9 protein-coding genes and 1 pseudogene are annotated in these 13160 nt (G+C 49.3%); 2 read left to right on the forward strand and 8 right to left on the reverse strand.

Annotated features, from left to right (window positions below; genetic code table 11):
* Positions 1 to 144 precede the first annotated feature (144 nt).
* The 6 genes from GmarT_RS19090 to GmarT_RS19115 form a co-directional block, all read right to left on the reverse strand.
* Positions 145 to 1314 (reverse strand): M24 family metallopeptidase, encoded by a 1170-nt coding sequence (locus GmarT_RS19090; RefSeq protein ID WP_149303108.1) that lies wholly within the window; start codon positions 1312 to 1314, stop codon positions 145 to 147.
* 409 nt (positions 1315 to 1723) lie between these two features.
* On the reverse strand, positions 1724 to 3463 hold the full coding sequence (locus tag GmarT_RS19095; protein ID WP_002649819.1) for a TIGR03545 family protein: 1740 nt from the start codon (positions 3461 to 3463) through the stop codon (positions 1724 to 1726).
* Positions 3460 to 3972, reverse strand: a complete 513-nt coding sequence (locus tag GmarT_RS19100; protein ID WP_002649818.1) for a TIGR03546 family protein — start codon at positions 3970 to 3972, stop codon at positions 3460 to 3462. The genes GmarT_RS19095 and GmarT_RS19100 overlap by 4 nt, the downstream gene beginning before the upstream one ends.
* Positions 3973 to 4223: 251 nt before the next feature.
* Complete coding sequence (gene crcB, locus GmarT_RS19105; protein ID WP_149303110.1) at positions 4224 to 4619, reverse strand: fluoride efflux transporter CrcB; 396 nt, start codon at positions 4617 to 4619, stop codon at positions 4224 to 4226.
* Positions 4620 to 4666: 47 nt separating this feature from the next.
* The gene (locus GmarT_RS19110) at positions 4667 to 5875 is read right to left on the reverse strand and encodes an outer membrane protein assembly factor BamB family protein (protein ID WP_002649837.1); all 1209 of its coding nucleotides are present in this window, start codon (positions 5873 to 5875) and stop codon (positions 4667 to 4669) included.
* 52 nt (positions 5876 to 5927) lie between these two features.
* Positions 5928 to 7073, reverse strand: a complete 1146-nt coding sequence (locus GmarT_RS19115; protein WP_149303112.1) for a hypothetical protein — start codon at positions 7071 to 7073, stop codon at positions 5928 to 5930.
* Positions 7074 to 7360: 287 nt separating this feature from the next.
* Here GmarT_RS19115 and trpD point away from each other — a divergent pair, with 287 nt between their 5' ends.
* The gene (trpD, locus tag GmarT_RS19120) at positions 7361 to 8392 is read left to right on the forward strand and encodes an anthranilate phosphoribosyltransferase (protein WP_044238963.1); all 1032 of its coding nucleotides are present in this window, start codon (positions 7361 to 7363) and stop codon (positions 8390 to 8392) included.
* Positions 8393 to 8577: 185 nt separating this feature from the next.
* Complete coding sequence (locus GmarT_RS19125) at positions 8578 to 9054, forward strand: DUF2203 domain-containing protein (protein WP_002647707.1); 477 nt, start codon at positions 8578 to 8580, stop codon at positions 9052 to 9054.
* A gap of 199 nt (positions 9055 to 9253) precedes the next feature.
* Here the strand turns inward: GmarT_RS19125 and GmarT_RS19130 are convergent.
* Together GmarT_RS19130 and GmarT_RS19135 are read right to left on the reverse strand one after the other, a co-directional pair.
* Positions 9254 to 10564, reverse strand: a pseudogene (locus GmarT_RS19130) (sulfatase-like hydrolase/transferase); the annotation flags it as partial.
* 117 nt (positions 10565 to 10681) lie between these two features.
* Positions 10682 to 12742, reverse strand: coding sequence for a prolyl oligopeptidase family serine peptidase (locus GmarT_RS19135; RefSeq protein ID WP_002647705.1), 2061 nt, complete (start codon positions 12740 to 12742; stop codon positions 10682 to 10684).
* Positions 12743 to 13160 lie beyond the last annotated feature (418 nt).

Below are 13160 nucleotides of genomic sequence, written 5' to 3' on the forward strand. Positions count from 1 at the left end.
AGCAAACCTGAAAAAGTCAGACAGATGCAGATCTGTCGTTCAGTTAATCTTGATTCGAATTCCTCGATTTGACAAGTGACTTTACAAAGTAAGCGAAAATACACCCGGGTTTTCTAAATTCCGGACGGATCCTCAAGCCAATACTTATGCTTCATCAGGCAGAATCAGGATATCAGGCAAGGTAATCTGGTGCTCTTTGACCATGATTTTAGCAGTGGGCCATTGTTCCATCGGGGTTATCATAATGGTCTGATCTTCTTCAATCAGAATTGTATCCCCAGTCATGGCAGGTCCAACTGAAGGATGCCAGAAAGTAGCCATGCCCGGTTGCAGAGTAAACTCACTGTTTAGCAGAATCGAAGTCTCAGCGGGTAAATAACCTATGATGTCAGCCTGGTCAGAATGCTGCCATTCATCAGGACATTCGTACTTTTCATAGATCCGTTTCACGCGATTCCAGGTATCGAAGAATGCCCAGCCTGGCTTGGAAAAATACATCCCGGTGGCCTGCATCAGCAAGGCCAGGTGATGGGATTTGATGAAGCTGGAGGGAGGCTTGCCCAGAGAAACTGTTCTGGTGGCAGCCGCATGCAATCCATTCTGGGACCCCACGGCTGAGATGACACAATAACGTTCCAGCCGATCCTCGCCATATCCCCAGTGACGGTAGCGGATGCTCTGTCCATCCACCATTACCTGCAGACGTTTGGGCGTAACGCCATGCTTCAACAGTCGATGTGAAAGACAGCCGGCAATCTCCTGCTCAGTCTGTCCTCGCTCGACACGTCGTGCAGTCGCTTCAACCGCGTGGGAAACCAGTTTCCCCAGTTCCCGCATCCGTTCGCCTTCCAGATCACTGAAAGTAATCCGGATCGACTTGAATCGTTCAGACAGATTCAATGTCGACTCGATGCCCGTGTCACTGGCAACTTTGCGGCCTTTGCACAGGTCCCGGATCAGCTGAGATAATGGTTCATACCAGGGACGTGTTTTGATCTGGAATCCCAGCCCGGGAATGGAACGGTCAAAAATCTGATTCGCATCCACATTACTGCAGGCGATCAACCGCGCATCCTGGGTAATAAATACGGCTGCACAGCTTTCATTCGAACCAGCACGGGTTAAATCGGCTCCCGTCGTAAACCAGGCGATATTCTCGGGGGACTGCAGCAGGATGGCATCCAGTTCCAGTTCTTCCAGAATTGTAATGATCTGCTGCTGCTTCTGCTCAACATCTGTGGCACGCCGGGGGTCTGACGTGGGGATTTCTCCTGAAGAGATTGGTGCATGAGCATTCACTGCCACGATAGTCATATAAGACTCCCGGATGAAACAATTCCTGGCGACATCTCAAAGACACGTAAATGGCCCCTCGGAAATACGTATGTTTGAATGTAGAATCAATAAATGAGTTTTGTATCGAAATTTGCTGAAGTCAAGCGTTTATCACAGAACTCGGCCAAGAATGACCGCATTCGTCTTAACAGTTAATCTCATCAAATTCGTCAGACCGAAAAAGAGGTGAAGTTCAGGTAGTGGACAGGAGGTGTGCAGCCAAGAAAGGCGAATAAAGAAGAATAACAGCATCCTGCAACGCACTTCCTTTCCTGCTATTAATCATACCAGATTAAAAGAGAAATCAAGTGGAATTTCCAGCAACGCCTGCAGCTGGGACAAAATGTCCTCGTCCGGATCTTGATTCAGGAGAGACATTTACAGGTGATTAACGGAGCAAACTGCGAAGCCCCAGGGGACGGCCGGATACTTTTTGAATCACGGACTGCACTTTGGACTCTTCCGCCTCCAGTGCAGCCAGGATTGCGGAATAATCGCGATTCAGGTCCTGAACGAGCTTATCGCGTTCCTGACTTGCCAGTTGTTCAATTTCCGCAGCCAGTTTTTCTTTTCCACGGGCGATCTCAGCCTGAAAGGCTGCTGTCAGTCCACGGGCAACCTGTTCTCCCAACGGGGATTCAACTCGCCACTCCGGCCTGTCATACGATCCCGAACCATGCACTGTAGCTGACACCGAATTGATTGCAGACAGGGAATGTTGCAACAGCCTGGCTATCGATTGTGCTTCGGGGCGAGTGCTCTCCAATTCAAACCGGACCGGTGTCTGACTGAACTCGATCCGACACTGAAAGTCCTGCTCACGAAAGGTCAGATGTGTGCGGCACTCTGTCTGATCTGCTACCAGGGCCAGCGAAATCCTGTCTGATTTTTGAATCGTTATTTTTTTCTGTTGAGGTAATTTGAAGTGCACTACAAACTCGTGTGCTGGTTCAACCTCATAATATTTTAATTCTCCCGCGAACTTGACCTCGGCTGCGCCATCGACCTGTGCCTGAATTTGAATCGGCTGGTGATATTGCCTGGGAGTGGATGAGAGCCCCTTCACGACCGCCAGAAAGGGAATTTTTTCCTGGTCCATCCGGGCAAACCCAGACAATCGAAGGTCCTTAAACAGAACATCAGGTTCGTTGACATCACTGCGAAAATCGATCCATTCACCCTGAATTCGTTCCGGCTCCTGCTCATCTTTCATAGCCTGTGCGGTCTGGAACATGAAATTCGTCCAGCCAAGGACCTGCTCAACCTGCTGTGACAATTCGTCTCCCAGCAGCGTATGCAGTATTTTATGAGGATCAGGTGAGACTGATTCCAGTAACTGATCCAGGTTTGCCAGATCCTGTTCTTTGGCCCGTTCAATTCGCTGATAATCCTGCTGGGCAATTTGAGGGAGTGAATTTAATTCACTGCGAATCTGCTTACCCTGGTTAACAAGTTGATCCACACGCTCGGCCGACTGGGCATACGTCTTAATTTTATCCAGCGTCTTACCCTCGGCTGTTTTCACCGAGTTTTCAACGGAGTCAATTTCCTGTTTGACCTGCTTGAGACGCGTATCATACGTCTGAAAACGCTGCTTCCATTCCCCCTGGATGGTTTTGGAAACCCGGACGGTTTGCAGACGACCTGGATCAAGTTGTTCCGCAGCTGTCGTTTTCAAAATATCCAAACCGGATTGCCCCAGCTGATTCGAAAGCCGACGAAATCTGCCGAAGCTGACACGGGAACCAGACTCAGCTGGATCAGAAGAAGGTACTGTCGTTTCATCTGTCAAATCTCTGGGAACATACAATTCCACACCAGAAATCGACGCCGTTTCGACGATCAGTTTGCGATGTAATAGTGGCTTGCCGGAGAATTTTAACTGTGTCTGTTCAAAACAGGCCAGATAACTTTTGTCATCCCGGGGACTGACAATACATCCTGGACCAGTCTGGATCGCAGGTGGAAAGAAACCGGTCTGCAGATCATAAACCTCAACCGCAGTACCGGTCAGCGAACTTCCAACCTGCATCAGAGCTGAACGTACCAGGGGATCAAAGGCAAATGCGAAAAAACTCCAGATGATCGCTGCCAGTGCCAATCGAGGGAGCAGATAATTCCATTTCATGCGGCATCCCCTGCCACAACACCAACTTCAGTCCCCCAGAGAATCTGTACGATCCGATATTTCTGGAGTTTTTCTGAAAGCACCGGTGTGTATTTTTCGAACAGTGGACGAGTCAAACGATAGACGGGATAAAACAGCGTCAGCCCTAGAATCAGACTGCCCATGACAATCGTATTATTGAAGTCAGTCCAGGGTGCCAATGGCATTTCATAAAACCAGCGCCAGATCCCCTGTAGCGGAGCCGCCAGCAGCACACTGCGACCGATCAGATGACTCAGTGGATCCAGCAGTAATGTCAGCCAGGAGAATAACAGAGTCGCCAGCGAAGCGGAGCAGAGGTTGATTTTGAGACTGGCCAGTAGAAACAGCAACAATACTGAGATCAGATTGTCTTTGGGAACCAGGCCGATGATCATCCCCATACTGAAACCCAAAGCGAGTTGACGGGGAGAAGAGGCGCCACTGAAGGCACCTGCCAGAAAACGCAGAGGTCGAAGCCAGTATGACATTTTACAGCGAACTCCGCTAAAACTTGGAAACAAGGGAATAAAAGATTCTGCCTGCCTGAATCAGGTCAGGCAGAATTCCCCCCGTTAGGATTTATATCGGCTGGGTCTGGAGTTCAGCTTAATCGTTATAATCAGAAAATCTTAACATTTGAAAAGTTGACAGGGACAACAGGCAACCTGATTCCCTGACAAATGAATGCCGAAACCTGTGGCGTTCCGACCGGCTAGATCACTGGATAACCGAGTCTTCGTTATTTTTGTAACCAGAACATCACGGAGGTCCAGCCCAGCCAGACGGCAAAGAAACCGACAATCAGGTTGCCCGATATATTCAGGAAGGCATGATGCAACTCAGAATTCCTGATCAAGCTGACGGTTTCGTGTCCAAACGTGGAAAAAGTGGTGAGTGATCCCAGCAACCCGGTAATCAGAAACAGGCTGACATGCTCGTGAACCCGTTCGGAAGGGTGGATCTGTTTGTGGGTCACCAGCGCCATCAGGATGCCGATTAACAGACAACCGGTGGCATTGACCAGTAAGGTTCCAGCAGGAAAGCCGGGATACTTCCGCGACATGAAATCCGTAATGCTGTAACGTGCAATTGCCCCGATAAAGCCACCCAGTCCAACAGCCAGCAGTTGTGACACCCGTGTATCCTTTTTTCAGTCTGATATTCTGCAAGGTAACAAGCGAATTACCTGGAAGAGATTTTCCAGAGATGCTTATCACTGCGGAGAAACAGTGAATTATCAGAAATCGCTGGCGTTGCCAGGATCGTTTCTTTCAGATCAACTTCCCCTGTCACTTCTCCCTGCTTCTCCCCCAGCTGAACCACCTGTAATAAGCCTTTTTCGCTGATCAGATAAAGATGATTCGCAGCGGCGATGGGAGTAGCGCTGAACGGACCTTTCAGACGCAGCCGCCAGATCACTTCCCCGGTTTGAGGACTGGCACAGGTGAGCACACCGGCACGATTCACGGTAAACACCTTTTTCTGATAGACCAGTGGGCTGGCGGTAGCAGGTGACAGTTTCTGTTCAGACCACAATACTTTAGGAGGCTCACTACTGGAACCTGGAGTTAAAGCAGTCAATCCGTTCGAAGGGATAAACAGGGTATTTTCACCGACAGTCGTCGAGGGGATGCGACCGGCTCCGTCTTCGTACTGCCAGGCAGTTTCTCCGGTCTGGGGATAAATCGCATCGACCCCTTCGCTGGATTGCAATAATACCAGAGGTTCGGTGTCTGGTGATGCTTTTAAAATCGCAGGTGAAGTCCAGTTGGCAACACGGGGTCTCTTGATTTTCCAGCGTGCAATTCCTGTTTTTACATCCAGTCCCGTTGTGAAAGAATCATCGTCGTTCTCCACTGGTACAATCAGAGTTTCGCCCACAACGACAGGAGAGGAAGCCATACCCAGACTGTTGCTGGCATTGGGATAATCATGCGACAACCCTCGAAACCAGATCAGGTTTCCCTCCAGATCCAGACAGACCACATCATTACTGGAAAAAGTCGCAAATACTCTCTGGCCATCACTGGCCGGTGTTGGAGTTGCTACGCACATCTTGTTATGGCACTGCGTCCGCCCCGTGGCCCAGAACTGGCGGTCCCAGAGTTGCTTGCCGGTCTTCAGATCAAAGCACAATACGTGCAGTTGATCCTGCTTGAACCCGGTCGTGCTGGTCAAAAAGACCTTGTCTCCCACAATGATCGGCCCCGATGCGCCTCTGCCCTCTAAATCAGCGGTCCAGGCGATGCTTTCCTGATCCACTTTCGCTGGAGGTGCATCGGAAAGCGAAACGTTATTTGTCAGAGGTCCGCGAAACTGAGGCCAGTCGGCTCCGCAACACAAGCAGACAGCAAGAACCGGGATGATCAGTTTGATCGATTCATATTTCATAACATCATCCTTTTCAGGAAAGCAGCTTAAAGAGATTCAGGGTGGGGAAACTTCAGCGCGACAGTTGTGTAGTCGCTTCCGGTTTTTCCGAAAGCACACCTGTTCCCGAAGGACGGGCAATCCGCAGTTGAAACTGATAGCGCTGTGCCCAGCTTTCTGTCTGTTCATTCTGGCAGAGTTTGAGCAGAATAACATTTTTTCCCGGTTTAAATGTGACCGGTACACTGTACTGATCCATCACCATCCCGCGATGATATTCATTGCGGGCAAATAATAATTTGCCGTTCACCCAGATTTTCCAGGCATTAGGCGTGCCCAGTCGAATTTCCAGAGATTGCTCATCCGGACTGTAAAAGTCGGCTGCACAGTACATGACAGCCCCTTTGTAAGGCGAGATCTCTTTGGCGATATCAAAGATGCCATAATCATCATCGGTATTGACTGACTTCCAGTTCACCTTCCCTTCTTTGCCTTCGAAAGCGACTGAAAAGTCCAGCTTCTCTTCAGGTGCGTAAGCCGTATCGTAGCCTTTTCGCTCGGTGTTATCGAAAGGCCCGATGATCTTCCAGTCCGATAGAAATCCGAAATGTTTCTGCAGATCTATTTTCTCACCCAGCGCTCGCAGGGGCTTTACGATGGCTTTCACCTGATCATCATCGGTGGCACCACTCAGTGCCTGCTGATAAATCTGTTTTGCCTGATCTTTCTTGCCTGCTTTTTCCAATGCCTTCGCTTCATCGATCAAACGTTTGACGGCGTCACGTCGCAGAGTGACACTGGCATCATTAATCATGCCGGGAATGATCCGGTCGGTAGCATCCGGGTCGACTTTGATCAGAGTTTCATAAGCCAGACGACGGGCCCGGGGATTCTTTGATTTGTCGAGCACGAATGCTTCCAGTTTATCAGCCGGCAACTGTTTCTGCTCGATCGCATTGGCGGCCACTGCTTCAAAGGCGCCACACAGCCAGTTGACGGCCAGAGGATTGGCCCCTTCAAAACTGGATAGAATCGGGATTAAAGCAGAAGCATCTGCCTTAGAAAGCTGCTGGACCGCTTGAGAAGCCGTCTGATTCCCCTGACCTTCCTTTTGAACCTGTTTGATTTGCTTGATCTGCTGTTCCACATCATTCGCATTGACCGAGGTCAATGTCATGGACAGAAACAACAGGCAGTAAAGAAAACGGCTTCGCTGCATGGGAGTCTCCCGCTGGATATCGTTACATAAAATGATCCCCCGCGAACTGGAGGACCAACCGGAGTGTCTGAATCTATGGAGCTGAATTGTACCAGTTTCTTTCCTGTACCAACAAGTAAGTCAGCATTTTTTCCCGTGATTCCAGTTGGGATTTCAAGAATGATGCTGACCGGAAATAAAATTACTTCCGCCAATCAATCACGTCATAGGCTGATTCCTGCAGCGGGTTTTGCTATAATCTGCATTGTGACTGGAACCGCCTGCTTTTGAGAATCTGGAAAACAACGATGTCAACCGTACTCAGCACCATGCTGAATCGAATCCTTGAGGGTGAGAATCTGGAAAGCGAAGTTGCCTACGAAGCGGTTTCGTCTATCATGCAGGGTGAATGCAGCGAAGTGCAGATAGCAGCACTTCTGACGGCACTCCGCATAAAAGGGGAAACTCCCGAAGAACTGGTTGGCGCGGCTCGGGCCATGCAGGAACGGGCCCTGGCGATACCGACCCACTGCACGGGATTGCTGGATACCTGTGGAACAGGCGGTGATCAGCTTCATACATTCAATATCAGCACAGCGGTTGCAATCGTAGCTGCCTCAGCAGGGATCCCGGTCGCCAAACATGGCAACCGCAGCGTCTCCAGTTCCAGTGGTTCTTCAGATGTCTTACAAGCCCTGGGAGTGAAACTGGAACTCACACCTGAACAAATTGGACAATGCCTGAAAGAAACCGGCATTGGTTTCTGTTTCGCTCCCCTGTTACATTCTGCCATGAAATATGTTGCCCCTGTACGGCGGGAACTGGGAATCCGTACGATCTTCAATTACCTTGGTCCTCTCACGAATCCAGCGAAGGCTGAATACCAGTTATTGGGGGCAAACTCTGTACAGGCAGCTGAAAAAATAGCTCAAGCCCTGCTAAAATTAGGTCGAAAACATGCATTGGTCGTCTGCGGAAACGGAGAACTGGATGAGGTTAGTCTCTGGGGAAAAACAGCTGTTTTTGAAATAACAGGCACTGATTTGCGTTATTATGAATGGACTGCTGCAGATTTCGGATTACCAGAATGTGACGTAAGTCAGTTGATCGTCAACTCCTCGGAACAAAGTGCTCAAATCATTCTTGAGATTCTGAATGGTGAACACGGACCTGCTCGTGATATTGTGGTTGCAAATGCTTCCGCTGCCTTATTGGCAGCGGAACAAGCTACAAATCTGGAGCAAGCTGTTCAAAAAGTCGCTCGATTGATCGATGAGGGAAAAGTATTTGAAAAACTCAAACATCTCATCAAGTTTACCAGTAAGATTACTGAGGGATAAAACAATTGAAATTGGAGAGGAGAAATCAGAATTCAGTACGTCTTCAACAGAGTTGACTTGCCGAATCTGAACATCCTCTTATAATTCCCCAAAACTTACGACAAACCAGTTACAGTCATCAACAGTAAAGTGAAGCCGCCTGCTGACTGAATTGAAGACTGTTTAGAAGAAATAAAGGTCTCATCATGAATGCTGAAGCACAAAGAAAGCTGATTTTCACACCTGAAGAGGCCAACCTTCGACTTCCACTCATCCAGGTGATCGTCAGAGACATCGTTGAGCTGTATCAGAACCTGCATGATCGCCGTGAACGCATCAGCGAAATCAAGCGTCTCCCGGGCGCTTCTGCGCGAGACGAAGATTCCGTCTACAGCGAAGAACTACTGCAGGCTGAACTGGATATCGAAAACGATACCGAACAGCTGGAAGCCTATATCAACGAACTCCGGGAACTGGGTGTTGAGTTGGAAGACCCTGCACTTGGAGTCGTCAACTTTCCTGCACTCCGCAATGGCAAAGAAGTCTATCTCTGCTGGAAGTCCGGTGAAGAGGATGTGACCTTCTGGCATACGCTGGATGAAGGTTTCTCGGACCGCCAGTTGCTATTTGAAGAATCTCTCAATCATGAACTGGAAAACGGAGAAGAACCACCACTGATCTAGAGTGCGTCACACATAACCGTAGTGTCTCTCAATCTGATTTACTCGATGTACCTGGTCTCAATGGCCCTGGAGACGCTACAGTAAATCGGGACACAGTCTAATCGGTGCTTCACCTTCCGTTATCTGACTTCCTACGCCGTTCTTCATTTTCAGCCACTTCGCGTTCCCAGTCCGCATACGCCTGTTGAAGTTGGTTTAAGACTTTTGGATTTCGTTCTGCCAGGTCTGTGGTTTCTGACAGATCCTGCTCCAGATCAAACAGCATAAATGGCTGATTGGGTTTGATGCGCACGAGTTTGTATTTTCCTCTGCGGACTGCGCTGAAATTTCGATATTGAAAAAAGAAAGTACGCGGCTCGGGCGCAGTTTGTGCTGCCAACGCCGGCAGCATATCCTGTCCATCCAGAATCCTTTCTGCAGGAAGCGGACCACCTGCCAGGGTGATCAGAGTCGGCAGAATATCCAGGCTGATCAACGGACTCTGATTGACGGTGCCTGCCTTGAGATGTCCGGGGTAGCGTATGATCGCTGGAACACGGATCCCCCCTTCCCACAAAGTGACACCGCCGTCGCGCAATGGTTTGTTACTGGCGACTTCCAGTCCCCGTTCTTTCAGCATGAAGGCACCATTGTCCGAATACCAAATCACAATGGTTTGATCCCTGAGACCACTCGTATCCAGTTGCTTTAAAACACGTCCAATGGCTGAGTCAAGTGCCGTCACGACCGCTCGATACCGCTCTTGTGGATTTTTAGTTTGCGGGTCATAACCATATTTTTCAAATGCCAAATCCGGTGCCTGCCATTCGTTTCCCTGACCGGGCTGCTTGTTTCGCTGACTGGGAAAATGGGGGGCGTTGAAAGGCAGATAGATGAAAAAAGGCTGATCACTTTCAGCTGAAATATACTGACACGCCGCATCAGCAAATAAATCCGTCGAGTATCCCTCGACAAATACCTCTTTCAGACCACGCCATAAATCATGACGACCGGCGTAATAGTGATGATAATAGTCGATATTTCCCGCAGCAAACCCGAAAAACTCATCAAAGCCCCGCTCGGTCGGCCGACTTCCCGGCGAAAAACCCACGTTCCATTTTCCAAAACAGGCCGTACGATATCCCTGTTGCTTCAGATACTCTGGGATCAATACTTCGCTTTTCCGTAAGCCATCACCATAGTTCTCATCCGCACTCAACTGGTGATTCAAACCAATACGCTGGGGATAGCGGCCTGTCAAAAGCGTCGCCCGCGACACGGTACACGTGGGAGAGGCAGTATAGAAATCGGTCAACCGGACTCCTTCTGACGCCAGTTGATCAAGCATGGGGGTTTTCATCACCGGATTTCCATAACAACCCAGGTCACCATACCCCAGATTGTCTGCAGTGATTAAGAGAATATTAGGTCGCTTGTTTTCTGGTTTTTCAGCGGCTGTTACTGGCGCAGGCACACTGAAACTGACCCAAACAAAAAGCAAGATCCAGAAACGAGACTGGCGGAAACTCATAGGAAAATCCTCACGGTGGGTTCTTCGGGTAGATCATCCGGGTAGGCGATTTCAGGGCAAGCGACTTTGAAATCTATATCTATCGGAACAAATCAGGACTGAAGTGTCAATTCTGAGTCAGGCGAGCTGTCGCATCAGGTACAGATATTCCAGTGCACTGAGCATCGCCTCCTGTTTCTGATTGGCGTTCCCTTTGTGTCCCCCTTCGATATTTTCATAATAGAAGAACTCATAACCCAGCTGATCCATTCGCGCTGCCATCTTTCGTGCATGGCCGGGATGGACACGATCATCTTTGGTCGAAGTGAAAAAATACACTTTCGGGTAAGCCTGTTCGGTTTTTAAATTGTGAAAAGGAGAATATCGGCTGATAAACTCCCATTGCTCGGGGAGATCTGGATTTCCATATTCTGCCATCCAGCTGGCACCAGCCAGCAGTTTGTTGAAACGTTTCATATCCAGCAGAGGTACGCCACACACAATCGCATTAAACAGCTCAGGACGCTGTGTCAAAGCGACCCCCATCAACAGGCCTCCATTACTGCGTCCCATGGCGCCATAGTGTTTGGGGGAACTGAAACCTTTACTTTGTACCGCCTCTGCGACCGCGAAAAAGTCATCGTACGCCCGCTGACGATGCTCCAGTAACGCAGAATCATGCCACCGCGGACCATATTCGCCTCCCCCGCGAATATTAGCAAGTACATACACGCCCCCTTTTTCCAGCCAGAGTTTTCCCATAACCGGGCTGTAATGAGGTAGAATCGAGATTTCAAACCCGCCATACCCGTATTGCAGAACCGGCGCAGTATGATCCAGCTTCATTCCTTTCCGGTAGACTATAAAGTAAGGCACTTCCGTTTTATCACGACTGATGGCAAAGTGTTTCTCAACCGTCAAACCATCGGTATTAAACCGCGCGGGTGTCGACTGGAGTTTCTCATCGACTTCCTCGAAGAAATTGACGTAATACAGGCTGCTCGGTTGCAGAAAACCATCGCGTGCCAGAAGCAGATCATTGCTGCTGCTGTCTGATGAACTGATCGAGATGACGTCATTTTCGCCCCAGGGCAGCAGTCGTCCCTGCCACTGGTTATCCTGCAGACGAACTTCTCGGATCTGACTGGAAACATGTTCGATTCCTGTCACGTAAACGGCATCCTTCGCACATCGAACTTGAGAAACCGTACCACTTTCTCCCGGATCAAAAACCGTCAGCACTTCACCAATCTCACCGGTCTTCTGAAACTCTGCCAGCGAGATGCTGATCAATGAGCCCGCTGCAGAACCACGCCATTCCTCCTTTAACTCAACCAGTAACTGCCCTGCAAACAATCCCGACAGACTGCACTTCTGTGGCAGAGGCAGCTGACTTAAAGTTCCTGCTGAATTCACCAGGTAGAAACTGAAATGATAGAAATCGTGTCCTCGCATCACAAAACAGACGCGCTGGCCGGCATGCTCCAGATCGATCGGATAGATAAAGGTTTCTTTGACATCCGTTTCCAGCAGCGTTTCCGCCTCCGAAAGAGGGGTTCCCCGTTTCCAGCGTTTCAGAATGCGTGCATACCCTGAAGTATTCAGACTCCCTTCGCCCCAGTCTGTCGCAATCAGCAGCTGATCGCGGTTCTCCCAGCAGAGATTGGTTTTTGCCAGAGGTACGTTGAAACCATCCTTCACAAAAGTACGGGAGGGAATATCAAACTCACGGTATACTGCAGTATCCGTCCCCCCGGGTGCCAGCTCGATAATGCAACGTTCGTGAGCAGGTCCCAGACTGTCGACACCTTTATAAATCCAGTTCTCTTTTTCTGTCTCCGCCAGCTGGTCTATATCCAGCAGGATCTCCCATTGTTTTGACTCCTGTCTGAACTGTTTCAGAGTCATCCGCCGCCAGATTCCACGTACATGCTGCTCGTCGCGCCAGAAGTTATAGACGAATTCACCACGCAGCGTTCCATAGGTTATCCGATCGGAGGCGGTCAGAATCTGCAAGGCTTCACTTTGATATTCCTCGAAGCGTGGATCACTGGTCAACGCCTGCAAAGTCAACTTATTCTGCTCCTTCACCCAGTCGAGAGCCCGTTCGCCCTCAATCTCCTCCAGCCAGAGCAGTGACTGTTCATCAGGGACTTCTGCTTTATTACTGTCTGCCGAAGGTTTATCCAGCGAATCCATATAACAACTCCGGGAAAAAAGGGCTGATGATCTTTATATCAGGCATTGTAGAGTAAAACAGACACCCGACTTAAGTGCCGGACGGCTTTTTGTCTGGTTTTCCTGAGAACTGATTATGAAACCAGATATTCTATGATTTTCACGATTCAGGGCGTGCAATTAAAAGGGGGCAGTGATATAATTCCCGACGTTGAGTAGCCCTGAATGTCATGTTCCTGTAAGAAACAACCTGACCACTTTAACGGCTGATCTCCAGAATCTCTTAATAAAGTATCAGCTGTTTGCTGATCTTTATCGTGTTGTTAAAGCTACATTTGCCGAACCTTGTATGGTTTCCGCTCTCAAACAGTAGCAGTAGGGTGATACGAAGCAGAGCTTCAAGGAGAACTCTTTTCAGGCATAGTCCCTGAAAATGAAT

The sequence above is a fragment of the Gimesia maris genome (assembly GCF_008298035.1).
GTDB lineage: Bacteria > Planctomycetota > Planctomycetia > Planctomycetales > Planctomycetaceae > Gimesia > Gimesia maris.

Excerpts from the sequence above, each read along its gene's own strand:
- GmarT_RS19090 (WP_149303108.1), bottom strand. The coding sequence starts at position 1,314 with ATGACTATCGTGGCAGTGAATGCTCATGCACCAATCTCTTCAGGAGAA.
- GmarT_RS19095 (WP_002649819.1), bottom strand. The coding sequence starts at position 3,463 with ATGAAATGGAATTATCTGCTCCCTCGATTGGCACTGGCAGCGATCATC.
- GmarT_RS19100 (WP_002649818.1), bottom strand. The coding sequence starts at position 3,972 with ATGTCATACTGGCTTCGACCTCTGCGTTTTCTGGCAGGTGCCTTCAGT.
- GmarT_RS19110 (WP_002649837.1), bottom strand. The coding sequence starts at position 5,875 with ATGAAATATGAATCGATCAAACTGATCATCCCGGTTCTTGCTGTCTGC.
- GmarT_RS19115 (WP_149303112.1), bottom strand. The coding sequence starts at position 7,073 with ATGCAGCGAAGCCGTTTTCTTTACTGCCTGTTGTTTCTGTCCATGACA.
- trpD (WP_044238963.1), top strand. The coding sequence starts at position 7,361 with ATGTCAACCGTACTCAGCACCATGCTGAATCGAATCCTTGAGGGTGAG.
- GmarT_RS19125 (WP_002647707.1), top strand. The coding sequence starts at position 8,578 with ATGAATGCTGAAGCACAAAGAAAGCTGATTTTCACACCTGAAGAGGCC.
- GmarT_RS19135 (WP_002647705.1), bottom strand. The coding sequence starts at position 12,742 with ATGGATTCGCTGGATAAACCTTCGGCAGACAGTAATAAAGCAGAAGTC.